The following is a 26,395-nucleotide window of genomic DNA, read 5'->3' on the forward strand; positions in this document are numbered from 1 at the left end:
CGCCGACGTCCCGCACGCGGGGAGGAACCCGCGCGCGGGACGTCGGTCAGGCGGAGCGGATCAGCCGGTCGTGACGGCGGTGTCGTCGATGACGAAGCTGGTCTGGAGCGAGGAGTCCTCGACGCCGCTGAACTTCAGGGCCACCGTGGAGCCCGCGTAGGACCCGAGGCTGAAGGACTTCTGGACGTACCCGGAGGCCGCGTTGAGGTTGGAGTACGTGGCCAGGGTGGTCGAACCGGCGGTGACCGTCAGCTTGTCGTACTGGGTGCTGGTGGAGGTCTCGGCCGTGTCGACGTGGAGGTAGAAGGTGAACGTGGTGTTGGTGCAGCCGCTCGGGATCGTCACCGACTGGGACAGCGTGTCGGTGTGGGTCGACCCGTAGCCGTCGAGCCAGGCCTTGTAGGAGCCGGTGCGGGCCGCCTCGTCGGTGTCGTTGGTGATGACACCGCTCGACGCCGTCCAGGTGGTGTTGCCGGACTCGAAGCCCGCGTTGCCCAGGAGCTGGGTCGACGTGCAGCTGCCGCCGCCTCCGGAGGAGCTGACCGTCCAGGTGAAGGACGCGGTGCCGGTGGCGCCGGTCGAGTCGGTCACCGTGACGGTGGTGCTGTAGGAGCCGGCCGTGGTCGGGGTACCGGAGATCACACCGGTGGAGCTGCTGATCGACAGGCCGGTGGGCAGCCCGGTCGCGGCGTAGGTCAGGGAGCCGCTGTTGGTGCTGCTCGCCGCGATCTGCAGGCTGACCGCGGTGCCGACGGTGGCGGACTGGCTGCCCGGGTTGGTGACCGTGACGCCGGTCGACGGGACCGTGATGTGGCTGCCGACGTTGATGCCGGCGAACGCGTTGCCCACCCCGGCGTACTGGGCGGAGCTGGAGCCGTACAGCGCGGCGGCCGCGCTGAGGGCGGCGGTGCGTGCGCCCGAGTAGCTGGTGCTGGACGTCATGTACGTCGTCAGCGCCTTGTACCAGATCTGCAGCGCGGCGGCCCGGCCGATACCGGCGACGGCGACACCGTCGGAGGTCGTGCTGGTGTAGGTGACGCCGTTGATCGTCTTGGTGCCGCTGCCCTCGGAGAGCAGGTAGAACATGTGGTTCGCCGGGCCCGAGGAGTAGTGCACGTCGAGGTTGCCGACGCCGGAGTACCAGCTGTCCGCGGACGAGCCGTCCTTGCTGGGCTTGTCCATGTAGCGCAGCGGGGTGCCGTCGCCGTTGATGTCGATCTTCTCGCCGATGAGGTAGTCACCGACGTCGGAGGAGTTGGCCGCGTAGAACTCCACACCGGTGCCGAAGATGTCGGAGGTGGCCTCGTTCAGACCGCCCGACTCACCGGTGTAGTTCAGGCCCGCGGTGTTGGAGGTGACGCCGTGGCTCATCTCGTGGCCCGCGACATCCAGCGAGGTGAGGGCGTGGGTGCTGCTCTCGCCGTCGCCGTAGGTCATGCAGAAGCAGTCGTCGTCCCAGAACGCGTTGACGTACGCGGTGCTGTAGTGCACGCGGGAGTAGGCGGCGACGCCGTCGTTCTTGATGCCGCTGCGGCCGAAGGTGTTCTTGTAGAAGTCCCAGGTCGTCTGGGCGCCGTAGGCGGCGTCCACGCCGGCGGTCTGGGTGTTGGAGCCGGAGCCGGTGCCCCACACGTCGTCCGTGTCGGTCATCAGGGTGCCGGTGCCGGAGGTGCCGTTGCTGAGGGTGTACGTCTTGTGGCCGCCGCGCGTGGTGTCGTACAGCTGGTACGTCGACCCCGACAGCGTGGTGGAGAGGTTGACGGTGCCGCTGTACTGGCTGTTGCCGGTGCTGGTCTCGACGCCCTGGTACCGGGAGAGCTCGGCACCGGTGTTGGCGTCGGTGATGACGTGCAGCTTGCTCGGCGTGCCGTCGTCCTGCAGACCGGTGACGACGGTCTCCCAGGCGAGCTTCGGAGTGCCCTCGCCGGCCCAGATCACCTTGCGGGGGCTCTTGGCGGCGGGGTCCTTCGCGTCGAGCGCCTTCGCGGCCTTCAGGGCCTTGGTCTCGGCAGCCGCCTTGCCGTACGTGGCGGTCGTGGACTTCACCGAGACGGTACGGCGGTTGTTGTTGAAGGTCGTGCTCACCGTGCCGGCGGCCAGCGAGGCCGGGGGCGTGTGCACGACGAGGTCGCCGCCCAGGACGGGCAGGCCCGCGTAGGTGCGCTCGTAGCGGGTGTGCACGGTGCCGTCGTTGTCCTTCACGACGTCCTTGACGACCAGTTTCTCCTGGGCGCCCAGGCCCAGGGACTCGGCCGTCTGCGTCGTCCTGGCCTCGGCGCCCTTGATCAGCGTCGTGCGCTGAGCGGGCGTCAGGTCGGCGGGCAGGCTGCCCGTGCGCAGGGGGCTGGGGTGGGGGGACGCGGGCAACGCGGTCGCCGGAACCGACTGGACGCCGAGGGCCAGAAGGGCGGCGGTGGAGAGCAGGGCCGCTCCGACCGCGGTCCGCTTGCGGGGGTTGGGTCTCACTCGTTCTCCTACTGCGGCGGCCGCGGGGTACGGCCGGTGACAGACCGGGCAGACGGGTGTGCTGTCCGGGACGAGCTGAGTCGTGCGGGGCCGTTTACAGGTGAAGGCAACGTGCCGCTGGCGTGCGGCAGTTGGGTGGGAGAATGACAGGCTTGACAATGACATGTCAGCCATAGGAGGGCACTTCAAGGGTTATCCCTCGGTGCCGGGGCCGGCACGAGCCGCCCCTTCCCCGGAAATGTGGACGACCTGTGCACGTGTGAAGGCACACGCCATCTCGGACGACGGTCCGGGAAGCTCTTGGATCATTGCTACGGTGCAGCCGTGTCTGACTCCTCACGTGATACCGCGCAGGGCGCCGGCTGGGGCGACAACGAACCGGGCGCCTACCGGAAGTTGATGCCGAGCCGGGTCGAGAAGATCTCCTGGCTCGATCCCCGGATGCTGTGGGCCGCCCGCAACGGCGTGCTGGCCTCCTGGTTCGGGGACCCCACGGGCCGTACCCGCAGCCGGTGGGTGGCCCAGCGGGAGGCGGCCGGCGCACCCGCCGACAAGGTGATCCGGCGAACCGACCCGGACACCTTCTCCTTCATGCTCATCGGCGACACCGGTGAGGGCGACGACCCCCAGTACGCCGTCCTGCCGGGCTTTCTGAAGGTCGGTCAGGGAACGTCCTTCGCCGTCCTGGCCAGCGACGTCATCTACCCGGTCGGCAGCACCGACGACTACGGCACCAAGTTCTTCCGGCCGTACCAGGACTACCCGGCCCCCATCTACGCGATACCCGGCAACCACGACTGGTACGAGGACCTCGGCGGCTTCATGCGGGTGTTCTGCGGCGACGCCCCGCCGCTGCCCGCCGAGCCCGCGCCCCGCCCGCTCACCCGCGCCTGGCTGCGCTCCCTGCTGTGGCACCGGCCGGGCCCGCGGGACGGCGGACGCCTCGCCGAGGCGAGGAAGTCCCGGGACGCGCCGGACCGGCAGGCCGTGCAGCCCGGGCCGTACTGGGCGGTCGACGCCGGACCGCTGCGGATCATCGGCATAGACACCGGCCTGCTGGGCACCCTCGACGCCGAACAGGGCGCCTGGCTGCGCGAGGTCTCCCGGGGCCCGCGGCCGAAGATCCTCGTCACCGGATCACCCCTCTACGTCGACGGCGAGCACCACCCGTGCCCCATCGACGGGGGCGGCACCGTCGACGACATAGTGACCGCGCCCGAGCACCACTACGTGGCGGCGATCGGCGGCGACATCCACAACTACCAGCGATATCCGGTGCGGTTGGCGGACGGCCGCACCCTGCAGTACGTCGTCTCGGGCGGCGGCGGCGCCTTCATGCACGCCACGCACACCATCCCGCGGGTCTCCGTCGCCGGCGTCACCGAGCGGGACTTCCGCTGCTACCCGCTGCGCGGCGACTCCCTCGCCTTCTACAGCAGGCTCTACGGCCGCCGGCTGCGGCTGCGCCGCTTCTTCGCCCTCAGCGAGGCGGAGGGCCAGGCGGTCGTCGCCGAGCGGCTCGGCATCCCGCCCACCCGTGTCCCGGGACCGGACGTCAAGGTCACCCGGCGGATCCGGCTGGTGGCCGGCCTGCTGGGCACGGGGCGCCGGCCCGAGCAGCGGAAACGTTTCCGGCTTCCGGTGCGCAAGATCTACACGCAGTTGTTCTCGCCCGGCTCCGCGACGTACAGCCCGCCGTTCTTCAAGTCCTTCCTGCGGCTGGACGTCACCCCGCAGGCCGTGCGCCTGCGCTGCTTCGCGGCCACCGGCAACCTCGCCCAGGAGCTGAACCCGCCGGTCGAGGACGAGGTCACGATCCCGCTGACCTGAGGCGGCCTGCCAAAATGGGCGAAGGACCGTCATCACGTGGAGGCATCGTGTCACCGACCGCACGCCCCTTGCGCAAACTGGGCTTCCTCACCATCGGGCTGTTCGACGGGGACGACCCGGCCCGGGGACACGAGACCACGCTGGAGATCATCGAGCTGGGCGAGCGGCTCGGCTTCGACAGCGCGTGGGTGCGCCACCGCCATCTGCAGTACGGCATCTCCTCCCCCGTGGCGGTCCTCGCGGCCGCCTCGCAGCGCACCCGCCGGATCGAGCTGGGCACCGCGGTGATCCCGCTGGGCTGGGAGAACCCGCTGCGGCTGGCGGAGGACCTGGCCACCGTCGACGTCCTGTCCGGCGGACGGCTCAACCCGGGGGTGAGTGTGGGCCCGCCGATGCACTACGACCAGGTCAGGGAGGCGCTGTACCCGGACACGGCCGACACCGAGGACTTCAGCTACGAGCGGGTACGACGCCTGCTGGACCTGGTGCGCGGCAAACCGGCCTCCGACTTCAGCGGGGCCGTGGGCTTCGAGGTGTTCTCCGACCGGGTGCAGCCGCACTCCCCCGGTCTGGGCCGCCGGCTCTGGTACGGCGGGGGCAGCCTGGGCTCGGCCCGGTGGGCGGGCGAGCACGGCATGAACTTCCTCAGCAGCAGTGTCGTCAAGGCCGAAGGCCCGGACGACACAAGGGACTTCGCCGAGATCCAGCTGTCCCACATCCGCGCCTTCCGCGCCGCCCACCCCGACGGCGAGGCCGCCCGCGTCTCGCAGGGGCTCGTCGTCATCCCCACCGACTCCGCCTCGCCCGAACAGCGCGCGAAGTACGAGGAGTTCGTCGCGAGGCGGCTCACCCGCACGACGTCCCCGCAGGGTCCGGCGCGGTTGCTGTTCGCGCCGGACCTGGTCGGCACGTCCGAGGAGATCGCCGGGCAGCTGTCCCGGCACGCCGCGTTCCGGGAGATCGACGAGGTCGCCTTCGCGCTGCCGTTCACCTTCGAGCACGGGGACTATGTGCAGATCCTCACCGACATGGCGGCGAAGCTGGGCCCCGCCCTGGGCTGGCGACCGGCCGTCGCCTGACGTCACCAGCGGCCGGGCTCGGTCCCCGTCACCGGCTCCGACGGCCTGCCGTCCACCCCGACGGGCACCTCGCCGGTGAGCATCACGCGGTGCATGGTGCGCGGGAAACCGAGGTGGGCGTTGTCGCTCGGGGCGAGGTGGATCGTGGCCCGGTTGTCCCAGAAGGCCACGCTGCCGGGCTCCCAGCGGAAGCGGACCGTGTACTCGGGGCGGGTCGCCTCCGCGAGGAGCATCTCCAGGATCGCCGCGCTCTCCGCGCGCGACAGATCGGTGATCTGCTCGACGTAGTAGCCGTTGACGTACAGCACCCGCTCACCCGTCTCGGGATGGACCCGCACGACAGGGTGCACGGAGGCGACCTGGTGGTCGAGGAGGTGGCGGACGTAGGCGTCGTCGCCGGGGCGGGGCTGGTAGCCGACCCCGAGCCGGTGCTCGGCGCGCAGTCCGTCGACGAAGCGCCGCAGGGGCGCGGACAGTCCGGCGTACGCGGCCGCCAGGTTGGACCAGGTCGTGTCGCCGCCGTACGGCGGGACGGTCTCGGCGCGCAGGACGGTCGCGGCCGGCGGGTCGACACGGGCGCCGTGGTCGCAGTGCCAGCCGCGCAGCAGGGTGTGCCGGCGACGCCGGAGCCACTCCTCGTGCTCCATGCCGAACTTCCCGCCCAGTTCCAGCCGGTCGGCAGTGGTCTCGATCTCCGGGAAGTCCGGCGGCGAGGCGCTCCCCCGCTTGCGGAGCACGACCGGCTCGCCGAACCGGCGGGCGAACGCCACATGTCCGGCGTGGTCGAGGCGCTGACCGCGGAAGAACACCACCTTCCAGCGGAGCACGGCGGCCCTGACCGCCGCGACCTGGGCGTCGTCGAGGCCCCCGGCCAGGTCGACGCCCCCGATCTCGGCGCCGATGTGCCCGGCGACCGGCCTCACCTCCACCCCCGCCTCCTCGGCCACCCGGCTCGCCTGGCTGTCGAAGTCCGTCGTCATGCCCGCTCCGCTCCGCTGCTCGTGGGTACGGCTGCACGAAGATCGTGTCATCGTGTCGGCGCCCTGGCGACAGCGCCTCGGAAGGCGGCGGGCCGACGGGGCTCGGCTTGATCGGTCCGCCTCCTGTCCCTGAGGCTGGAGGGACGAGACAGTCGAGGGAAGGTCGGACAGTGAGCAGCATCCCGGTCCACACGCTCAACGACGGCACACGGCTCCCGGGCCTCGGCCTGGGCACCTGGCCGATGGACGACGCACAGGCGGAGGAGGCGGTGGCCGGGGCGCTGGGCCTCGGCTACCGGCTGATCGACACGGCCACGAACTACCGCAACGAGAGCGGGGTCGGCCGCGGGGTGGCGCGCGGCGGGGTGCCCCGTGAGGAGATCGTGGTCACCACCAAGCTGCCCGGCCGCCACCACGGCTACGAGGAGACCCTCGCCTCCTTCGAGGAGTCCCGTGCGCGCCTCGGGCTCGACCACGTCGACCTGTACCTGATCCACTGGCCGCTCCCCCGGGTCGGCAGGTACGTGGACTCCTGGCGGGCGATGATCAAGCTCCGGGAGGAGGGACTGGTGCGCTCGATCGGCGTCTCGAACTTCACACCCGGGCACATCGAGCGGCTGGAGAAGGAGACCGGGGTCCTGCCGTCGGTCAACCAGATCGAGCTTCACCCGCTGTTCCCGCAGGACGAGCTGCGCGCCTTCCACGAGGCGAAGGGCATCGTCACGGAGAGCTGGAGCCCCCTGGGCCGCGGCTCCGCCCTGCTCCACGACCCGACGGTGGTCTCCGTCGCCGAGGCCCTCGGCGTCACCCCCGGCCAGGTCGTACTGCGCTGGCATCTGCAGCTCGGCGCGGTCCCCATCCCGAAGTCGTCCGACCCCGGCCGGCAGCGCGCCAACCTGGACGTCTTCGGTTTCGAGCTCGGCCCGGCGCAGATGGCGGCGATCGCCGACCGGGCGCACCAGCGGCTGGGCGGGGACCCGGAGGTCCACGAGGAGTTCTGAGCCACCCCGCGGTGAGCGGCGGCCGTGCGCCGCGGCGGCGACCCCGGAGTCCGGAAGGCGACCCCAACTGCCCTTGCGCGCCTCTATGTTCACAGGCGATACGTCGTCGTCTGCAGGAGGTTCCCGTATGCGTACGTCACTGCGGGCAGGTGTGGCCGGCGTGGTCGCGGTCGTGTGCGTCGGGCCGGCCGCCGCGCACGCCACCCCGGGCGGGCCCGGGGTCACCGCCCGGCTGATCGCCCAGAAGACCGTCGGGGACACCGACTACACCCTCCGGGAGATCACCGTCCCGCCCGGTCAGGCCACCGGCTGGCACTACCACGACGGGCCGGTGTACGCCGTCGTGAAGGAGGGCACGCTCACCCATTTCGACTCGACCTGCGCCTCCGACGGCGTCTATCGGAAGGGCGGCGTGATCCAGGAGCCGTACGGGCCGTCGTACGTGCACATCGGCCGCAACCTGGGCAGTACGCCGCTCGTCCTGGAGGCGCTGTACGTGCTGCCGCACGGCTCGCCCTTCGCGGAGGACGCCCCGAACCCGGGCTGCCCGTTCGAGTAGTTCACCACTGTGGCTCGAGGCTCTGCTCCGCCCAGATCGTCTTGCCCCGGTCCGTCTGCCGACTGCCCCAGCGCTGGGTGAGCTGCGCGACGAGCAGCAGGCCGCGCCCGCCCTCGTCGAAGGCATGGGCGCGGCGCAGGTGCGGAGAGGTGGAACTGCCGTCGGAGACCTCGCAGATCAGGGTGCGGTCGCGGATCAGCCGGAGCCGGATGGGGGGTTCGCCGTAGCGGATGGCGTTGGTGACCAGTTCGCTGACGACGAGTTCGGTGACGAAGGCCGCCTCCTCGAGCCCCCACACGGTGAGTTGCTCGGAGGCGGCCTGGCGGGTGGCGGCCACCCGGGCGGGGTCCGGATCGACGTCCCAGGCGGCGACGCGGTCCGCGCCGAGCGCGCGGGTGCGGGCGAGCAGGAGGGCGACGTCGTCGCCGGGCTCCTCCGGCAGCACGGCTTTGAGCACGCTGTCGCACAGGGCGTCCAGGCTGGTGGCCGGGGCGGTCAGGGCGCTGCACAGTTCGCTGGTCGAACGGTCGACGTCCCGGTCGCGGTCCTCGATCAGACCGTCGGTGTAGAGCGCGACGACCGCGCCCTCGGGCAGTTCCAGCTCGACCGCCTCGAAGGGCAGTCCGCCGACGCCGAGCGGCGGTCCGGGGGCCATGCTGACCAGTTCCGCGCGGCCGTCGGGCAGGACGACGGCGGGCGCGGGATGGCCGGCCGCGGCGAGGGTGAGATGCCGGCTGACCGGGTCGTAGACCGCGTACAGACAGGTCGCGCCGAGCTCCGCGACCTCGTCGGCGCCGTCGTCGTAGGCCGCCAGATGGGTGACGAGGTCGTCGAGGTGGGTGAGGAGTTCGTCGGGCGGCAGGTCCACGTCGGCGAGGGTGCGCACGGCCATGCACAGGCGCCCCATGGTCGCCGAGGACGGGATGCCGTGCCCGACGACGTCTCCCACGACGAGGGCGACACGGCTGCCGGAGAGCGGGATCACGTCGAACCAGTCGCCGCCGATACCGGCCGTGGAGCCGCTGGGCAGATAGCGGTGGGCGATCTCGACGGCGGCCTGTCCGGGCAGGCCGCGCGGCAGGAGGCTGTGCTGCAGGGCGAGCGCGGTGGTGCGTTCGCGGGCGAAGCGGCGGGCGTTGTCGATGCAGACGGCGGCCCGGCTGGCGAGTTCCTCGGCGAAGACGGCGTCGTCGCCCTCGTAGTCGTCGGGGTGGGCGATGCGGACGCCGACCAGGACGCCGAGGGTGGTGCCCCGGGCGCGCAGCGGCACCGAGATCATCGAGTGGACGCCGCGCCGGTAGCGGCGGCCTTCGGGAGCGCGGGCGTTGCGCTCGGCGAGCCAGCGCATGAAGTCGGGCTCGCCGGCCTGGCTGAGGACGGCCCTGCTCTGGTGCAGGGCGCGCGCGGGCGCGCTGTACGGCGGATGGGTGTCGGTGTCGCCCAGGCGGACGGCCGCCTCGGGGGTGCCCTCGTGGGCCGAGCCGTGGGCGACGCGGCGCAGCACGATCTCGCCGTCGGGCACCGGGGGCGGCTCGTCCGGGCCGAGAACCCATTCGAGGAGGTCCACGCTGACGAAGTCGGCGAAGTGCGGCACCAGCAGTTCGACGACCTCCTCGGCGGTGCGCACCACGTCGAGGGTGGTACCGATGGAGGCCGCCGCCTCGTTGAGCAGGGCCAGGCGCTGGCGGGCCAGGTACTGCGCGGTGCTGTCGAAGGCCGCCAGGGCGACTCCGCCCACTTCGCCGGAGTCCTCCCGCACGGGCCACATCTCGATGCTCCAGGCGTGCTCCCGGTTGAGGGAGGGGGCGCCGGTCCAGCTCTCGTAGCGGACCGGGCGGCCGGTCTCGGCGACCTGGCGCAGGTGCCGGTTGAAGCCCCGGCTGTGCTCGGCGTCCTCGACGGTCTGGGGGAAGTGGCGGCCGAGCAGGACGTCCTCGGAGACACCCATGACCTTGCAGGCGACGTCGTTCAGCCGCAGATAGCGCTGGCGGGGGTCGAAGACGGACATCGACATGGACGCCTGCTGGAAGGCGCGCCCGGCGAGGGTCGGTTCCGGGGTGGGGGGCCGCTGCGCGGTGAGGGTCCAGCCCGTGGTTTCCCCGTCGGCGCCGAGCACCGGGCAGGCGGTGACGGCGAGGGTGACGGGGTGGCCGTCGCGATGGCGTACGACGACGGGGCGGGCCCACGCTCCGGCGGGCAGCGGCGAGAGGTCCTCGACGAGCAGTTCGGCCGCCTCCCGCCCCACGGCCTCGTCCGCCGGATGGCCCGTCAGCAGACGGGCACCCTCGCTCCAGCCCGTCACGATGCCCCGGGCATCGATGACCGCCGCAGCGACGACATGCTCCATGTCGTCCAGAATGGTCCCTTTGGCCCGGTGCATCAACCGCGGTGGGCCGGTCGTGGAGCGAGGGGCGCCGCGGTGCTCAGGCGCGGTGGGCGCGCAGTGCCTCCAGGGCGCGGTCGGCGTGAGTGTTCATGCGCAGCTCGCTGCGGACGACCTCCAGGACCGTGCGGTCCTGGGCGATGACGAAGGTGGCGCGTTTGGTGGGCATCAGGGAGACGCCCCGCTTGACGCCGAATCGTTCCCGCACGGTGCCGTCGGTGTCGGAGAGCAGGGTCATGCCGAGGGTGTGGCGTCCGGCGAACTCCTGCTGGCGGTCGACGGAGTCCCCGCTGATGCCGACGGGCCGGGCCCCGGCCGCGGCGAACTCGGCGGCGAGGTCGCGGAAGTGGCAGGCCTCGGCGGTGCAGCCGGGGCTGAGCGCTGCGGGGTAGAAGAAGAGGACGACGGGGCCGTCGGCGAGCAGTTCCGTCAGGCTGCGCTGCGTGCCGGTCTCGTCCGGGAGCGAGAAGTCCTCGACCTTGTCGCCGGTCTCCAGCGTCTTCGTCATGACCGTCCTTCCGTGCCGTTCGCGACACTGCGGGCCCACAGCACGAGGGGTACCTGCAGGGGCAGCCGGCCGAACGCGGCGGCCTTGAGGGGGGTGGGACGGTCACGCCGGTCCAGCGCCATCTTGACGTTGGCGGGGAAGACGCCGGCGAAGAACACGGCGGTGGCCAGCGCCGCCGCCTTCCGGGTCCGGGGATGCGCGACGCCGGCCGCGAGCACCAGCTCGGCGACGCCGCTGCCGTACGTCCAGGCCCTGGGGGAGCCGGGCAGGGCGCGCGGGATGGTCGCGTCGTAGGGGCGCGGGACGGCGAAGTGGGTCACTCCCGCGGCGGCCAGCAGGCCGGCCAGCAGCAGGGGTGAGCGCTCGGACCGGGACAAGGTTCCTCCTCTGATGTCCTGGCACCCGAGATTACTGGACGGTAGCCGGACGTCCGGAGGCGGGGTCGGCGTCCCGGCACCCGCCCGACTCCCCCGCCCGCGGGGGTGACTCAGGCGGTGACGCTCGGCTGCTCGGTCTCCTCGTCGACGGCGTGGGAGAGGAAGTCGTCGACCATGCGGTGGAACAGCGTGGCGAGCTGGCCCAGCTCCTCGGGGGCCCAGCCGGACAGGGCGAGCTGCATACCGCGGGCGCCCGCGTCCCTGACCCGGTCGATGGCCGCGCGGCCGGCGTCGGTGAGCTGGATGCGCTGGGCGCGGCCGTCCTCGGGGTCGGGAACCCGGGTGACGTAGCCGGACTTCTGCAGCTGCTGCACGGTCCGGGTCACATGGGAGGCCTCCACGCCCAGCCGCTGGGCCAACTCCCCCGGCCGGAGCGGTTCGGAGTCGGCGACCTGGCGCAGCAGCGCCACGGCGGCGCGGTCGAGGGGTACGCCGGCCATCGCCATCAGCCGGTCGTGCTGACGGGCGCGGGTGCTCAGATAGGTGATGCGGGTGAGCGCGCGCTCGATCTCGATCACTTCCGGGGAGGCGGTGGCGGGCAGAGGGAGCGGTTCGGTGGACATGCGACCCACTTTACCATCTTGTTGCGTAACTCAAGTAATTTACTGCGTGTGTTTACCGCAACTCCTGCCCGGAGACGATGCCCGGCAGCCGCTCCTGCGGTACGGGGCTGCTACGCCGCCGCCCATACCCGCTCATGTGCCCGACACGGCGAGAGGGGCCCCGGCAGGCTCGCACCGCCCGCCGGGACCCCTCCCCCCCTTCACCCCCCTTCGCCCCGCCCTATGCCGGGACGCCGACGCTCTCGCCCCAGGCCGCGCCGGCCGCGATCGCCTGCCGCCACAGCCGGATCGCCTTCGGCGGCATCCCGACCGCGAGGGCACCGCTCACCCGGTCTCCGGCGCGGTACGCGGCCACGAACCGGCGTTCGGCGAGCGCACCCTCGACGACGGCCACCTCGTCATGGCCGCGCAGGAACCCGTACGCCTGGATCTTCATGTCGTACTGGTCCGACCAGAAATACGGCACCGGCGCGAACGGCTTGCGCGCCTCGGGGGCCGCAAGCAGGTTGCGCGCGGCGGCCATACCCTGCTCGGCCGCGTTGGTACGGTGCTCGATCCGCATCGCCGTGCCGAACAGCGGGTTGTACCAGCGGGCCACGTCCCCGGCGGCGTACACGCCCCGCGCGGCCTCCAGGTACTCGTCGCAGACCACGCCGTCGCCGGTCATCAGTCCGCTGCCGGCCAGCCAGTCGGTGTTGGGCACCGAACCGACCGCGACGAGCACCTCGTCCGCCTCGACGACCTCACCGTCCGCGAGCCGTACGCCGTCCTCGGTCACCTCGGTGACGGAGACCCCGCAGCGCAGGTTCACCCCCCGGTCCCGGTGGGCCTCGGACAGCACCCGTCCGACGTCCTCGCCGACGGCGTGGGCCAGCGGTACGGCCGCCGGCTCCAGAAGGGTGACCCTGGCGCCCAGCCGCCAGGCCACGGCCGCCGCCTCCGCGCCCAGGAAGCCCGCGCCGACGACGACCAGATGCCGGCCCGGCTCCAGCCGTTCGCGCAGGGTGAGGGCGTCCTCCAGGGTGCGCAGCACGTGCGCCCCCTCGCCCGGCAGCCGGCGCGGGCGCACCCCGGTGGCCAGCACCAGCCCGTCGTACGGCACCTCGGAGCCGTCGGCCAGCCGCACCCGGCGCCCCGCCACGTCCAGGCCGGACGCGGCGGCGCCGAGCCGCAGGTCCAGACCGAGGGCGGTGAGGTCCTCGGTGCGGCGCAGCCACAGCCGGTCCTCGTCCCACTCGGCGGCGAGGAACTGCTTGGACAGCGGCGGTCGGTCGTAGGGCAGGTGCGGTTCGTCGCCCACGAGGGTGAGAGTGCCGTCGTAGCCCTCGCGGCGGAGGGTCTCGGCCGCCGCGAGTCCGGCGGCCGAGGCCCCGACGACCACGATCCGGTTCACTGCTCGACCAGTCGGATCGCGGCGGCCGGACAGACTGCGACGGCCTCGCGTACGTCGTCGAGGTGTTCGGGCGCGGGGTGCTCCTCGAGCAGGACCGCGATGCCGTCGTCGTCCTGGTCGAAGACCTGCATGGCGGCGACCACGCACTGTCCCGAGGCGACGCACTTGTCGGCTTCCAGCTCCACCTTGGGAGAGGTCATGGAATTCTCCTTCTTCACATTCACCAGGTCACGGGCAGGGAGTGGACGCCGTAGATGAAGGCGTCGTGCTTGAAACGGACGTCCTCGAACGCGCCGGCCAGCCTCAGGTCCGGAATCCGCCTGTAGAGAGTTCCGTAGACCACTTGCAGTTCCATGCGGGCCAGCGGCTGGCCGAGGCACTGGTGGACGCCGAAGCTGAACGCGACATGGCGACGGGCGTCACGGGTGAGGTCGAGCCGGTCGGGATCGGGGAAGACCTCGGGGTCGCGGTTGGCGATCTCGTTGGCCATGATCACGCCGTCGCCCGCCTTGAGCACCTGTCCAGCGATCTCGATGTCCTCGGTGACCGCGCGGCGCCGTCCGAGGTGGGTGATGTTCAGGTAGCGCAGCAGCTCCTCGACGGCGGACACGACGAGCCCGGGGTCGTCGGTGTCCCGCAGGAGAGCCAGCTGGTCGGGGTTCCGCAGCAGGGCGAGCGTGCCCAGCGCGATCATGTTCGCGGTGGTCTCGTGACCGGCGAAGAGCAGCAGCAGCGCCATCTCGGTCGCCTGCTGGTGGTCGATCTCACCGGCGCGGACCCGTCCGGCGATGCTCGACAGCAGGTCGTCCTGCGGATCGGCGAGCCGCTTGCCGATGAGCCCGCCGAGGTAGACGGCGATCTCCCGGGACGCCGCCGCGCGCTGCTCGGGGGTGGCGTCCCGGTGGACCATCGTCCTGGTGTTGTCCTGGAAGAACGCGTGGTCGTCGTAGGGCACGCCGAGCAGTTCGCAGATCACCAGGGAGGGGATGGGGAGCGCGAACGCCTCCACCAGATCCACCGGCTTGGGGCCGGCCAGCAGATCGTCGACGAGGCCGTCCACGATCTTCTGCACGGTGGGGCGCAGGGCCTCCACCTTCTTGATGGCGAAGGGCGCCGTCACCATCCGGCGCAGCCGGGCGTGCTCCGGGTCGTCCAGCATGATGAAGCCGAACTTGGTGTCGGTGCCCTCCCCCTCGGCCTTGGGCGGATAGCCGGGGGTGTCGGTGTCCGCACTGATCCGGGGGTCGCCGAGGAGGGCCCGCTGATCGGCGTGGCGGGTCACGAGCCAGGGTTCACTGCCGTCCCAGAGGCGGACCTTCGACAGCGGCGCCCGCTCCTGAAGCTCCTTCAGGGCGGGCGGCGGATCGAACGGACAGCGCGCCGCCCTCGGCATCGGGAACTCGGGGACCGCGTCCGGGGCCTGCGGCACCGGTCCGGTCAGCATGTCGGCCATGGCTCTCCTGGGTCGTGGGGGGAAAGGGGGTCGAGGCCTCGACGGGCGCATGCAAACAGAGAGGGCTGACACGTTCCGGTCAGTTTCCTGACAGAAAGCTGACGTGGTCTGGATCACATGAGGAGCCGGGGATCGCGCAGGCTCCCGGTGCCCCGTCAACGTCAGCCCTCGCCGTCCGTCGTTCCCAGCCAGTACCCGAATCCCCGGCGCGTGTGGATCAGCCGCGGGGCGTCACGGTCCACCTTGCGCCGCAGGCGGGAGACGAGTTGCTCGATCGCGTTGTCCCCGCGGAAGTCGCCCCAGACGTACCGGCTGATCTGCTCCTTGGACAGCACGCGGTGCGCGTTGACCAGGAGGTGGCGCAGCAGGCGGTACTCGGCGGGGGTGAGATCGAGGCCGCGGGCGCCGCGCCGGGCCCGGCAGAGCGTGTCGTCGAGGAGCAGGTCGCCGTAGCGCGGGGAGTGGTCGGGGCGGCCGGGGGTGCTGCCGCGCAGGAGCACCTGCATCCGGGCCAGCACCTCGGCCACCCGGAACGGTTTGGTGACGTAGTCCTTCTTCCCCAGGCCGAGTTCCGGCAGCAGGCTGCCGAGGGAGTCGTACGGGGTGAGGTAGAGGACCGGGGGCCGGTGGGCGATCACCGGACGCCCCTCGCGGGCGATGCCGACCAGGTCGGGCAGGCTCGTGTCGACGACCAGCAGGTCGAAGCCGTGGGCGCCGAGCCGGGCCAGCGCCTCGCCGGCGGTGCCCGCGAGGGCGACCCGGTAGCCGGCCAGCTCCAGTGTGGTGGCGAGCAGTTCGGCCACGTCGGGTTCCCCGGCGACGACCAGGACGCGCTGGCCGGCGCCACGGGCGAGCGACGGTTTCTCGGTGGGGGTGCCGTCATGCATGCCGTAGACCGTCCGTGGGGCGCTCGGGCGGGTTAACGGTCCGGCGGCGTCGCGCTCGGGGCGCGTGGTGTCGCCGCCCTGCCGCGAGTCACGCCGCGGGTTTCGTGGTGCCCGCATGGGAGCCGTGCCCTTCCTTCAGAGGGGTGATGCGGCCGGCGGAACGGGCGGCCTCGACCGCCCCGTCCGCCGGTTCCGACGCGAGGACCGCCGCCAGACGGCCGACCAGCCGGGCCAGCAGGCGCACTTCGGCCGGCGACCAGTCGGCGAGGACCATCTGCATGCCGCGCGCGCCCGCGTCCCCCAGCCGGGCCACGGCGTCCTCGCCGCGCGGGGTGAGGCGGATGCGCCGGGCGCGGGGGTCGTCCGGGTCCGGGACCCGGGTGACGTAGCCGGCCTGCTGGAGCCGCTGCACCTGGCGGGTGACGTGGGAGGCCTGCACGGCGAGCACCTGGGCGAGCTCCCCCGGCCGCAGGGGGTCGTGCTCGGCGATCCGGCGCAGCATCGAGACGGAGGCCCGGTCGAGCGGTACGCCCGCCATGGCGACCAGTCGGTCGTGCTGGCGGGCACGGACGCTCAGGTAGGCGACGCGGGTGAGTGCCTGTTCGATCTCGACCGCGGCGGGCGAGGCGGGGGGCACTGCGGGCGGTGAGGGGGACATGGTCTCACCCTACCTTTCTGCTTGCCTAACTCAAGTAATTCTCTGCGTTTGCTTGACTCAAGTAATCCAGATGTGTTTGCCTAACTCAAGCAATCCGGTGGCGGGTCGCTCTCCGGCCCCACGGACAGCCCCGACCGCCACCCCTCGACCACTGGAGTTCCTCCCGTGTCAGACCCCGAGCAGCACCACAGCTGAACACCCGGCCGCCCTCCCGCGACACGCGCAGGGCGACCGCACCGACCGGAGTCGCCTTGAGCGGAGGCGGCTCCCTCGCGCCGAATCCGTGGGGACGGTGATCGGCGCGGTCCACGGGCCCGGCCGCCGGCCCTCTCCCCCGGCCGGCGCCGGGCCCCTGGACACATCACCCCCCTGCGCGCCTGCTCGGCCGCCCCGGCCGCCCTCCCTCGACCGAGCCCCTCCCCTGGCGTGGAGCACCCGGGACGACAGACAGGACCCCTTCCATGAAGACCCCCGTACGAGCCGCGCTGGCCGGGGCGCTCGCCTGCGGCGTGCTCACCACCGCGATGGTGATCAGCCGGCACGACGACGTGACCGACCCGGCCCCGCCGCGCGGCCCCTACGTCGCGCTGGGCGACTCCTACACCGCCGGACCCGGCATACCGGACGGGAGCGGCACCCCCGCGGGCTGCGACCGCTCCGACCACAACTACCCGAACCTGGTGGCCCGGCGGCTGGATCTGCCCGCCGGTGACTTCCACGACGTCAGCTGCAGCGGCGCGACCCTCGACGACCTCGCGTCGCCGCAGTCCACGGACCACGGCACCAACCCCGCGCAGTTGACGGCTCTGAACGACCGGACCCGTCTGGTCACCCTCGGCATGGGCGGCAACGACATCGGCTTCGCCTCGCTGGTGAAGACCTGTGTGAAGTCCGGTGTGCTCACCTTCGCGCTGAAGAGCCTCGAGGCCGGCACCGCCGACGCCACCGGGGACGCGGGGGAGGCACCCTGCCGGGCCCGGTACGTCTCCGGCGGCACCGACGAGATACGACAGCGGATCCGTGCGGCGGACGAGCGGCTGGCACGGGCCCTGGCCGAGGTCGGACGGCGGGCTCCGAAGGCCCGCGTCTACGTCGTCGGCTACCCGGCGATCCTGCCGCCGCACACCACCGGCTGCGGCGGCGGGATGGGCCTCGCCGCGGGCGACATCACGTATCTGCACGAGAAGGAACAGCAGCTGAACACGATGCTGCGCGAGCGCGCCGCGAAGTCCGGCGTCGGCTACGTCGACACCTACTCCCCCTCGGTCGGGCGGGACGCCTGCGCCGACCGGAAGGTGCGCTGGATCGAGCCGCTCGTGCCGCTCGCCCCGGCCGCCGCGGTGCACCCCAACGAGCGCGGCGAGCAGGGCATGGCGGACGCCGTCCTGAAGACTCTCGGCGTCTGACCGTCCCGCCGACAACCGAACAACCGATACCCCGAACCCGAGAGAGGTCTCCCCGTGAGCACGATGAAGTCCGTCCAGACCGGCGGCGTCGACAAGATCGAGACCGTCGACGTCGAGCGGCCGGTGCCCGGCCCCAAGGACGCCCTCGTCCGGATCCGCGCCTGCGGCATCTGCGGCACCGACGTCACGTTCCTGCACATGGGCGGCATGCCCGCCCGAGCCCACCTGGGCGGCGAGCTGGTCCCGGTGGCGCTCGGCCACGAGCCGGCCGGTGAGATCGTCGAGCTCGGGTCCGAGGTGGAGGGTCTGAACATCGGCGACCGGGTGGTCGTCAACCCGCAGGACGCGCCCACCGGCATCATCGGCTGCGGCGGGAAGTACGGCGGGATGAGCGAGTTCCTGCTGATCGAGAACGCGGAGGTCGGCCGGAGCGTCGCCGTCTTCCCCGACACCGTCCCCTTCGACGTGGCCTCGCTCAACGAACCGATGGCGGTGTCCCGGCACGCCGTCAACCGGTCCGAGGCGAAGCCCGGGGACAAGGTGGTCGTCTTTGGTGCCGGGCCGATCGGTCTGGGCGCGGCCATCTGGCTGAAGCTGCGCGGTGTGGAGCACGTGGTCGTCGCCGACGTCATCCCCTCCCGGCTGGAGAAGGCGCTGGCCGTGGGTGCGGACGCAGTGATCAACTCGGCCGAGGAGGACGTGGCCGCGCGGCTGACCGAACTGCACGGTCAGAGCGCCAACGCCCTCGGCCAGCCCCGGCCGGGCACGGACGTCTTCATCGACGCGGCCGGGGTGGCGGCCGTCTTCAACACCGTGGTGAACTCCGCCAAGTGGGGCGCCAGGATGGTGATGGTGGCGGTGCAGAAGAAGGGTTCCGAGATCGATCTCGGCGGCATGCTCCGCAGCGAACTCACCCTGATCGCCTCCCAGGGCTACCCGACCGAGATCTTCGAGGTCACGCCCGAACTGGTCGAGCACCAGGAGCGGTTCGCCAAGCTGATCAGCCACCGCGTGCCGTTCTCGGAGGCCGACCGCGCGTTCGAGCTGGCGCTGACGCCGGGCGCGGCGGAGAAGGTCGTCGTCACCCTGGACGACTGAGCACGGCGACCGGCCGCCGGGGCCTCCCCGGCGGCCGGTTCCGCGCCGCCCCCCTTTCACACCGCCGGCCCCGCTGCATGCGTCCGCACCCCGCTTCATGCCTCCGCTCCCCTCTTCACGTCTTCACGCCTCCGCCCCTCCTCATGACAGGAACGGCACTCCATGCGCGCGACCCTGCGACAGACGGCTCGGGCCACGGTCCATCTCGTGCTGGCCGCCGCCATGGCCTTCGGGACGTACATCTTCATCACCGTCCTGCTGATCACCGCCACGGGCGCGGTCGCGGTGGTCGGGATCTGGCTGCTGCCCGAGACCGTGCTGCTGATCCGCCGGATAGCCGGCGCCAAACGGCGGTTGACGGTGTCCTGGACGGGCGGGGAGATCCGCGAGGCGTACCTGCCGCTCAGCGGCCCGGTGCGGGCGCGGCTGCGAACGGCCGTCAAGGACCCCGGGACGCTCACCGACCTGCGCTGGATGGTCGCCCACTACGCCTACGCCTGGCTGACCGTGCTGATGCTGCCGCTGTGGCCGGTGGGGCTCGTCGTGGACGGGGTGTGGTGCGGGCTGCTGGGCCGCCGGGCACTCGTCCTGCCGCTGATCGTGCGGCTCGCCGACGTCGAGGCGGGCTGGTCGGCCGCGCTGCTGCGGCCCTCCCCCGAGGCGCTGCTCGCGCAGCGGGTCGAACGGCTCACCGCGACCCGGGCGGACGCGGTGGCCGCGCACGGCGCCGAACTGCGCCGTATCGAACGCGACCTGCACGACGGCGCCCAGGCCCGCCTGGTGGCGCTCTCCATGCGGATCGGACTGGCCGGGCGGGCGTACGCCGCCGACCCGGACGCCGCGCGCAAGCTGCTCTCCGACGCGCAGGACCAGGCCGAGGAGGCGCTGACCGAACTGCGTCACCTGGTGCGCGGCATCCATCCGCCGATCCTCACCGACCGGGGCCTGGTGGGGGCCGTACGGGCGCTGGGGGCCGGCAGCGGGCTGCGGGTGGCCGTCCGGGCGGACGGGGTGGAGGACGGGCCGCGGGCGCCGGCGGCGGTGGAGGCGGCCGCCTACTTCGTGGTCGCCGAGGCCCTCACCAACGCGGCCAAGTACGGCGGGTCCGACCGGGCCGAAGTGCTGCTTGCCCGCTCCCGGACCGGACTGAGCGTGCGGGTGCGGGACGAAGGGTGCGGGGGCGCAGACGAGAGCGCCGGATCGGGGCTGACGGGCATGCGGCGCCGGGTGGCCGCGCTGGACGGGAGCATGCGGGTGACGAGCCCCGTGGGCGGGCCGACGGTGGTCGAGGTGGAGCTGCCGTGCGTCTGGTGACCGTACCTCTCGCGAACGACGGCGGCGGGGCGGCGTACTGCGGATCGACTACGGCGGATTGTCGGCAGCCGAACGACGACGCGGGGGCGGCCGCGCCGCGACCCTGGGGCGGTACTCGACACCAGATGGGGAGACCTCCGTTCCATGGCCGTATTTCTCTCTCGACTGGGCCGGCTGGCCTTCCGTCGACGATGGCTCGCGATCCTGCTGTGGGTGGCGGTGCTGGCCGGTGCCGGCGCCGCGGCGGCGGCCGCGCCCGCCGTCGAGGACCCGGGCAGCTCCATGCCCGGGATCGAGTCACAGAAGGCGTTCGACCTGATGGAGCAGCGCTTCCCGGGGACGAACGCGGAGGGGGCGTCCGCCCGGGTCGTGTTCGTGGCACCCGACGGGCAGAAGGTCACCGCCGCCGGACACCGGGCGGCGATCGAGACGTTCGTGGCCGAGGCGGCGGACGGCTCGCAGGTGTCGGGTGCCGCGGACCCGTTCCAGGTGAAGGCGGTGAGCGCGGACGGCTCCACCGCCTACTCGACGGTGTCCTTCAAGGAGAAGGCCGACGACCTCACCGACACCGCCAAGGGCCATCTGCGCACGGCGATCGACAAGGCGCGCGCGTCGGGTCTGACGGTGGAGGTCGGCGGTACGGCGCTGGCCGAGCAGCCCGCGGCCGGGGCGGCCGGGGAGGTGATCGGCGTCGGCATCGCCGCGGTGGTGCTGCTGGTCACGTTCGGTTCGCTGGCCGCGGCCGGACTGCCGCTGCTGACCGCGGTGATCGGCGTCGGCATCGGCATGGCCGGGGTGCTGGCCCTCGCGAGCACCTTCGGGCTGTCGGAGTCCACCGGCACGCTGGCGTCCATGCTGGGGCTCGCGGTCGGCATCGACTACGCGATGTTCGTCGTCTCCCGCTACCGCGAGGAGCGCGCCAAGGGCCTCGGGCCGGGAGAGGCGGTGGGGTTCGCGACGGGCACCGCGGGTTCGGCGGTCGTGTTCGCCGGTCTGACCGTGGTGATCGCCCTGGCGGGGCTGTCGGTGGTGGGCATACCGACGCTGACGAAGATGGGACTCGCGGCGGCGGGCGCGGTGGCCGTCGCCGTGCTGATCTCGCTGACGCTGGTGCCCGCCCTGCTCGGCTGCTGGCCGAACGCCGTTCTGTCGCGGGCCACGCGTCGCCGGGGCGTCTTCGAGGAGGGCGGCGAGAACAACGGCGGCAGCCGCTGGGCCCGCTTCGTGCTGCGCCGGCCGGTGGCCGTGCTGCTGCTGAGCGTGATCGGCCTGGGTGCCCTCGCGCTCCCGGTCCGGGATCTCCAGCTCGGTATGCCGGGCGACGACCAGAAGTCGACGTCCACCACCGAGCGCCGCGCCTACGACGCGCTCGCGGAGGGATTCGGGCCCGGGTTCAACGGGCCGTTGACGATCGTCGTGGACGCCAGGGGCGCGAGCGACCCGAAGGCGGCGGTCGCGACGATCTCCGGGAAGATCGCCGGGGAGAAGGGCGTGGTCTCCGTCTCCACGGCCCGGTTCAACCCGGCGGGCGACACGGCGGTGTTCTCCGCGACCCCGGCCACCGGGCCCAGCGACGAACGGACCCAGGACCTGGTCAACGCCATCCGCGACGACCGCCCGGGCATCGACTCCAGTACGGGGGCGACCTTCTCGGTCACCGGCACCACCGCGGTGAACATCGACGTCTCCGAGAAGGTCCAGTCGGCGCTGGTCCCGTACCTGATGGTCGTGGTGGGCCTGGCGTTCGTCCTGCTGCTGATCGTCTTCCGGTCGGTCCTGGTGCCCCTCAAGGCCGCCCTCGGCTTCCTGCTCTCGGTGCTCGCCGCCCTCGGCGCGGTGGTCGCGGTGTTCCAGCAGGGCCACGGCGCCTCGCTGCTGGGCGTCGAGGAGACCGGCCCGATCATGAACATGATGCCGATCTTCCTGGTGGGCATCGTCTTCGGACTGGCCATGGACTACGAGGTGTTCCTGGTCGCCCGGACGCGGGAGGCGTACGTCCACGGGGACGGCCCCGCGCAGGCGGTGGTGACCGGGTTCCGGCACAGCGCCCGGGTCGTGGCGGCCGCCGCGCTGATCATGATCGCGGTGTTCTCCGGGTTCGTCGGCGCGGACGAGGCCCTGATCAAGATGATCGGGTTCGGTCTCGCGGCGGCCGTGCTGCTCGACGCGTTCGTGGTGCGCATGACGTTCGTGCCCGCGGTGCTCGCCCTGCTCGGCAGGTCGGCCTGGTGGCTGCCGAAGTGGCTCGACCGGGCGCTGCCCGTCGTCGACGTGGAGGGCGAGTCCCTCAACCGGGAGGCGGCGCCGCAGCAGCGGGAGGCGGCCCCTGTCTGACCGCTCCCCCGGCGATTTCCGGGGGAAGGGCCGCCCGGATCCGTACCGGGCGGCCCCGCCCACCCTGGGACCAGCCCGACGGGAGAAGCCGATGATCATTCCCTGGCAGCGGATCGCGGACGTCCACGCCCGAACCGTCGACACGATGGCGGCCGCACTGCTGTTCGCCGCCTTCCTCTTCGGCAGCGAGATCAGCATGCCGCACCGCGCCCAGCCGGACCCGGGCCGGACGATCGCCCTCGGCGCCGTGGCCTGCGGGACGCTGCTGCTGTGGCAGCGCACCCGGCCGCGGCTGGCGGTGGCGGTGACCACCTGCTGCGTGGCCGCCGCCGGCGCGCTGGGGCATCTGATCACCCCGTTGCTGCTGGGCCCGTTGCTGCTCGCCCTGTACCGGCTTGCGGTGAGCACCGGCCGCCGTACCACCCGCCGCTTCTTCCTCGCCGCTCTCGCCCTGATCGTCCCGACGGCGCTGTTCCTGGACCCCGTCGCCCACCCCTGGGTGATGAAGACGATCAGCCCCGTGGTCTGGCTGCTGTTCCCGGTCGTCACCGGCAGTCTCGTCCGGCTCCAGAGGCGCTACGTGGACGCCGTCCAGGCCCGTGCCGAGTACGCGGAGCGCGGCCGGGAGGAGGAGGCACGGCACCGGGTCGTGGAGGAGCGGGTGCGTATCGCGCGCGAGCTGCACGACGTGGTCGCCCACCACCTGGCCCTGGCCAACGCCCAGGCGGGCACGGCGGCGCACCTCGCGCGCACCCATCCCGACCAGGTGCAGCGGCTCCTGGACGACCTCGCGGGTACGACGTCGTCGGCGCTGCGCGAGCTGAAGGCCACCGTGGGGCTGCTGCGCCACACGGACGACGCCGACGCGCCGCTCGCCCCCAGCCCCGGCCTCGGGCAGCTGCCCGAGCTGACGGAGGCCTGCGCCTCGGCGGGACTGGACGTGCGCGTCGCCCTGGAGGGCACGGCGCGGCCGCTGTCGCCCGGGGTGGATCTGACGGCGTACCGCATCGTGCAGGAGGCGCTGACCAACGTCACCCGGCACGCGGGCGCGCGGACGGCGCAGGTGCGGCTCAGGTTCGGCCGCGACCGGCTGACGATCACCGTCACCGACGACGGCACCGCCGTGCCCTCCGCGACCGCCGAGGGCCGGGGCTTCGGTCTGATCGGCATGCGCGAGCGGGCACGATCAGTGGGCGGCGCCCTCCAGGCGGGACACCGTCCCGAGGGCGGCTTCCAGGTCACCACCCGGCTCCCCCTCTACTCCGACACCCCGGCACCCCGAGAACGGACCCCATGACCATCCGCGTGCTCCTCGCCGACGACCAGGCCCTGCTGCGGGCCACCTTCCGGATCCTGATCGACTCCTGCGACGACATGGAGGTGGTCGCCGAGGCCACCGACGGCGCGGAGGCGGTCGACCTCGCCCGCAGCCACCGTCCCGACCTGGTCCTGATGGACATCCGCATGCCCGGCACCGACGGCCTCGCCGCCACCACGGCCCTGTGCGCGGACCCGGCGCTGTCGGAGACCCGGGTCCTGATCCTGACGACCTTCGAGATCGACGAGTACGTCGCGGGGGCGCTGCGGGCCGGCGCGAGCGGGTTCCTCGGCAAGGACGTCACCGCCGAGGCGCTGCTCGACGGCATCCGCACGGTCGCCGCCGGCGAGTCCCTCCTCTCCCCGCTCGCCACCCGCTCCCTCATCACGCGCTTCCTGGCCTCGCCCGCGCAGGGCGCCCGCCTCGCCGCCCCCGCCGACCTCGCCGTGCTCACCGCCCGCGAGCGCGAGGTGATGGCCTGGGTGGCCGAGGGCCACTCCAACGAGGAGATCGCCGGGAAGCTCTACGTCAGCCCCCTCACCGTCCGCACCCATGTGCACCGGGCGATGACGAAACTCGGTGCCCGCGACCGCGCCCAACTGGTCGTCATCGCCTACCAGACGGGCCTGACCCAGGCCCCGCCGCCGCCGTCCGGCACCTGCTGAGCCCCTGTCACCGCCGTTCAGGCGAAACGGCCGGGACGGGGGCGTGCGCGGGGACGCGGCGGGCCAGACCTCACCCATGGCGCTCCCGCTCGTCCCGCCCATGCTCGCCACCCCCGGCACCCTGCCCCCACCCGCCCAGGACTCCCACTGGGCCTACGAGACCAAGCAGGACGGCCAGCGGGCCGTGGTGTACCTCGCCGGGGACGGAACCCTCCGGCTGCGGGCCCGCTCGGGGGAGGACATCACCGGCGCCTACCCCGAGCTGCGGCCGCTGGGCGTGGCGCTCGGCAAGGCGGCAGCCGTCCTGGACGGGGAGGTGCTGGCGCTGGACGAACGGGGCCGGGCCGACTTCCAGTTGCTGCAGTCGCGGATGGGGCTCGCCTGGGCGCCGGGCAAGGCGGCTCGGCTGGCGGCGACGGTACCGGTGCACCTGGTGCTGTTCGACGTGATGCATCTCGAAGGGCGCTCCCTGCTGCGGCTGCCGTACACGGAGCGCAGGGCGCTGCTGGAGGCGCTCGGCCTCGAGGGGCCGTTCTGGTCGACGCCCGGGGCGCTCGTCGGCCACGGGGCGCAGGCGCTGGCGGCGACCCGGGCGCACGGTCTGGAGGGCCTGGTCCGCAAGCGGCTGGACTCGGTGTACGAGCCGGGGGTCCGCTCCCGCGCCTGGATCAAGATCCGGAACATGCGCAGCGCCGATGTGCTGGTCGGCGGCTGGTCACCGGGCCGGGGGCGGCTGACGGGGCTGCCCGGGGCGGTCCTGGTCGGGCAGCGGACCGGGGCCGGCGCACTGCGGTACGTGGGTGGTGTCGGCACCGGCTGGAGCGAGGCGGAGCGCATCGAACTCGCCGCGCTGCTGCGGGCCGTGGCGACCGACACCTGCCCCTTCGACGCCGTGCCGCCGGTGTCGGGCGCACGGTGGGTCCTGCCGCGGCTGGTCGGCGAGGTCCGCTACAGCACCCGTACCCGGGCGGGACTGCTGCGCCAGCCGTCGTGGTCGCGGCTGCGACCGGAGCTCACCCCGGAGGAGTCGGCTGCCGACCTTCCGGACACTTCCGTATGACACGGCACCGAACGACCAACTATTGGGCTGCGCTTCACCACTGATACGCCTGCGACCCCTTGGCGCGGAAGTGAAAACCGTGGAAGCTGAACTCCCCTTCAACTCCCCCTTCCCCCACAGCCGTTCGGCTGCGCCCGGATCCCGAGGAGGACGCAGTGTCGTCACCCATGCTCAAGGCCCGCCGCAGGAGATGGCTCACCGGTCTCGCCGGTGCCGCCGCACTCGTCCTCGCCGTCCCCTCGACCGCCTTCGCCGCCCCTCCCCAGGCGCTGCCCCAGAACGCCGAGGCGGCGGAGCTGACGTACCAGCCCGCCTTCGACTACGACACCGACGGCTGCTACCCCACGCCGGCCATCGGCCCCGACGGCACCGTCAACGGCGGCCTGAAGCCGACCGGTTCGCTGAGCGGCGACTGCCACGACGCGTCCGACCTGGACAACACCAACAGCTACTCGCGCTACAAGTGCAACAACGGCTGGTGCGCGTACATGTACGGCCTGTACTTCGAGAAGGACCAGGCCCTGGCGAACAGCAGCATCGGCGGGCACCGGCACGACTGGGAGCACGTCGTGATCTGGGTGCAGAACGGCACGATCCAGTACGTCTCGACGTCCAACCACGGTTCGTTCACGGTGACAGCGGCGTCCGGGGTGCGGTTCGAGGGCAGCACCCACGCGAAGATCGTCTACCACAAGGACGGCATCAGCACCCACTGCTTCCGCCTCGGCAACTCGAACGACGAGCCGCCGGAGAACGACAAGCACACCTGGCAGTACCCGCCGCTGGTCGGCTGGAACGGCTACCCGTCCGGGCTGCGCGACAAGCTGAGCGCGTACGACTTCGGCAGCGCCAACTTCGGCCTCAAGGACGCCAACTTCGCCGCCCACCTGACGTCGGCGGAGCCGTCCGGGATCGCCTTCGACCCCAACGCGTAGCCGCGGGGAAAGGAGTCACGGGAGCCGCAGGCCTCTACCCCGGCGGCCGGCGGTTCACACCGTGAAGG

23 protein-coding genes are annotated in these 26,395 nt (G+C 72.5%); 12 read left to right on the forward strand and 11 right to left on the reverse strand.

Features of this window, described 5'->3' with window-relative positions:
- Positions 1 to 60 precede the first annotated feature (60 nt).
- Positions 61 to 2,466, reverse strand: a complete 2,406-nt coding sequence (locus ABT057_RS30075) for a M4 family metallopeptidase (protein WP_352346759.1) — start codon at positions 2,464 to 2,466, stop codon at positions 61 to 63.
- Between the two features lie 324 nt (positions 2,467 to 2,790).
- Between ABT057_RS30075 and ABT057_RS30080 the strand changes: the two genes are divergently transcribed.
- Together ABT057_RS30080 and ABT057_RS30085 are read left to right on the forward strand one after the other, a co-directional pair.
- Positions 2,791 to 4,296 carry a metallophosphoesterase family protein gene (locus ABT057_RS30080; RefSeq protein ID WP_352346760.1) on the forward strand — a complete coding sequence of 502 codons (1,506 nt, stop codon included), beginning with the start codon at positions 2,791 to 2,793 and terminating at the stop codon, positions 4,294 to 4,296.
- A gap of 47 nt (positions 4,297 to 4,343) precedes the next feature.
- Positions 4,344 to 5,375, forward strand: coding sequence for an LLM class flavin-dependent oxidoreductase (locus ABT057_RS30085; RefSeq protein ID WP_352346761.1), 1,032 nt, complete (start codon positions 4,344 to 4,346; stop codon positions 5,373 to 5,375).
- A gap of 2 nt (positions 5,376 to 5,377) precedes the next feature.
- Here the strand turns inward: ABT057_RS30085 and ABT057_RS30090 are convergent, their stop codons facing one another.
- The gene (locus ABT057_RS30090) at positions 5,378 to 6,355 is read right to left on the reverse strand and encodes a TauD/TfdA dioxygenase family protein (protein ID WP_352346762.1); all 978 of its coding nucleotides are present in this window, start codon (positions 6,353 to 6,355) and stop codon (positions 5,378 to 5,380) included.
- Positions 6,356 to 6,525: 170 nt separating this feature from the next.
- On the opposite strand from ABT057_RS30090, the gene ABT057_RS30095 reads away from it, so the two are divergent.
- Entirely contained in the window at positions 6,526 to 7,356 is an 831-nt protein-coding gene (locus ABT057_RS30095; protein WP_352346763.1) for an aldo/keto reductase, read from the forward strand.
- Positions 7,357 to 7,483: 127 nt separating this feature from the next.
- Complete coding sequence (locus tag ABT057_RS30100; protein WP_352346764.1) at positions 7,484 to 7,915, forward strand: cupin domain-containing protein; 432 nt, start codon at positions 7,484 to 7,486, stop codon at positions 7,913 to 7,915.
- Position 7,916: 1 nt separating this feature from the next.
- On the opposite strand, the gene ABT057_RS30105 is transcribed toward ABT057_RS30100, so the two are convergent.
- The 9 genes from ABT057_RS30105 to ABT057_RS30145 all read right to left on the reverse strand — a co-directional run bounded on the left by ABT057_RS30105 (position 7,917) and on the right by ABT057_RS30145 (position 16,197).
- Entirely contained in the window at positions 7,917 to 10,262 is a 2,346-nt protein-coding gene (locus ABT057_RS30105) for a SpoIIE family protein phosphatase (protein ID WP_352346765.1), read from the reverse strand.
- 76 nt (positions 10,263 to 10,338) lie between these two features.
- The gene (locus ABT057_RS30110; RefSeq protein ID WP_352346766.1) at positions 10,339 to 10,806 is read right to left on the reverse strand and encodes a peroxiredoxin; all 468 of its coding nucleotides are present in this window, start codon (positions 10,804 to 10,806) and stop codon (positions 10,339 to 10,341) included.
- A complete protein-coding gene (locus tag ABT057_RS30115; protein WP_352346767.1) occupies positions 10,803 to 11,183 on the reverse strand; it encodes a DoxX family protein in 381 nt (126 codons plus the stop codon). Before ABT057_RS30115 ends, ABT057_RS30110 begins: the two co-directional genes overlap by 4 nt.
- A 110-nt stretch (positions 11,184 to 11,293) precedes the next feature.
- Positions 11,294 to 11,806 carry a MarR family winged helix-turn-helix transcriptional regulator gene (locus tag ABT057_RS30120; protein WP_352346768.1) on the reverse strand — a complete coding sequence of 171 codons (513 nt, stop codon included), beginning with the start codon at positions 11,804 to 11,806 and terminating at the stop codon, positions 11,294 to 11,296.
- A 220-nt stretch (positions 11,807 to 12,026) separates the two neighbouring features.
- Positions 12,027 to 13,199, reverse strand: coding sequence for an NAD(P)/FAD-dependent oxidoreductase (locus tag ABT057_RS30125; RefSeq protein WP_352346769.1), 1,173 nt, complete (start codon positions 13,197 to 13,199; stop codon positions 12,027 to 12,029).
- Entirely contained in the window at positions 13,196 to 13,399 is a 204-nt protein-coding gene (locus tag ABT057_RS30130; RefSeq protein WP_352346770.1) for a ferredoxin, read from the reverse strand. Before ABT057_RS30130 ends, ABT057_RS30125 begins: the two co-directional genes overlap by 4 nt.
- Positions 13,400 to 13,419: 20 nt before the next feature.
- Positions 13,420 to 14,652 (reverse strand): cytochrome P450, encoded by a 1,233-nt coding sequence (locus ABT057_RS30135; protein ID WP_352346771.1) that lies wholly within the window; start codon positions 14,650 to 14,652, stop codon positions 13,420 to 13,422.
- Positions 14,653 to 14,813: 161 nt separating this feature from the next.
- Positions 14,814 to 15,539, reverse strand: a complete 726-nt coding sequence (locus ABT057_RS30140) for a response regulator transcription factor (RefSeq protein WP_352346772.1) — start codon at positions 15,537 to 15,539, stop codon at positions 14,814 to 14,816.
- An 88-nt stretch (positions 15,540 to 15,627) separates the two neighbouring features.
- Entirely contained in the window at positions 15,628 to 16,197 is a 570-nt protein-coding gene (locus ABT057_RS30145; protein ID WP_352346773.1) for a MarR family winged helix-turn-helix transcriptional regulator, read from the reverse strand.
- A gap of 461 nt (positions 16,198 to 16,658) precedes the next feature.
- Between ABT057_RS30145 and ABT057_RS30150 the strand changes: the two genes are divergently transcribed.
- From ABT057_RS30150 to ABT057_RS30185, 8 genes are all read left to right on the forward strand, one after another.
- A complete protein-coding gene (locus ABT057_RS30150) occupies positions 16,659 to 17,603 on the forward strand; it encodes an SGNH/GDSL hydrolase family protein (RefSeq protein ID WP_352346774.1) in 945 nt (314 codons plus the stop codon).
- A gap of 54 nt (positions 17,604 to 17,657) precedes the next feature.
- Positions 17,658 to 18,701: a zinc-dependent alcohol dehydrogenase gene (locus tag ABT057_RS30155; protein ID WP_352346775.1), complete on the forward strand. Its 1,044-nt coding sequence runs from the start codon at positions 17,658 to 17,660 to the stop codon at positions 18,699 to 18,701.
- 162 nt (positions 18,702 to 18,863) lie between these two features.
- The gene (locus ABT057_RS30160) at positions 18,864 to 20,015 is read left to right on the forward strand and encodes a sensor histidine kinase (protein ID WP_352346776.1); all 1,152 of its coding nucleotides are present in this window, start codon (positions 18,864 to 18,866) and stop codon (positions 20,013 to 20,015) included.
- A gap of 144 nt (positions 20,016 to 20,159) precedes the next feature.
- The gene (locus ABT057_RS30165) at positions 20,160 to 22,349 is read left to right on the forward strand and encodes an MMPL family transporter (RefSeq protein ID WP_352346777.1); all 2,190 of its coding nucleotides are present in this window, start codon (positions 20,160 to 20,162) and stop codon (positions 22,347 to 22,349) included.
- A 91-nt stretch (positions 22,350 to 22,440) separates the two neighbouring features.
- The gene (locus ABT057_RS30170) at positions 22,441 to 23,646 is read left to right on the forward strand and encodes a sensor histidine kinase (RefSeq protein WP_352346778.1); all 1,206 of its coding nucleotides are present in this window, start codon (positions 22,441 to 22,443) and stop codon (positions 23,644 to 23,646) included.
- Positions 23,643 to 24,332 carry a response regulator gene (locus ABT057_RS30175; protein WP_352346779.1) on the forward strand — a complete coding sequence of 230 codons (690 nt, stop codon included), beginning with the start codon at positions 23,643 to 23,645 and terminating at the stop codon, positions 24,330 to 24,332. Before ABT057_RS30170 ends, ABT057_RS30175 begins: the two co-directional genes overlap by 4 nt.
- A gap of 76 nt (positions 24,333 to 24,408) precedes the next feature.
- On the forward strand, positions 24,409 to 25,392 hold the full coding sequence (locus ABT057_RS30180) for an ATP-dependent DNA ligase (RefSeq protein ID WP_352346780.1): 984 nt from the start codon (positions 24,409 to 24,411) through the stop codon (positions 25,390 to 25,392).
- Between the two features lie 167 nt (positions 25,393 to 25,559).
- Positions 25,560 to 26,327: an NPP1 family protein gene (locus ABT057_RS30185; protein ID WP_502973987.1), complete on the forward strand. Its 768-nt coding sequence runs from the start codon at positions 25,560 to 25,562 to the stop codon at positions 26,325 to 26,327.
- Positions 26,328 to 26,395 lie beyond the last annotated feature (68 nt).

The sequence above is a fragment of the Streptomyces sp. NPDC002588 genome, assembly GCF_040295925.1.
Lineage (GTDB): Bacteria > Actinomycetota > Actinomycetes > Streptomycetales > Streptomycetaceae > Streptomyces.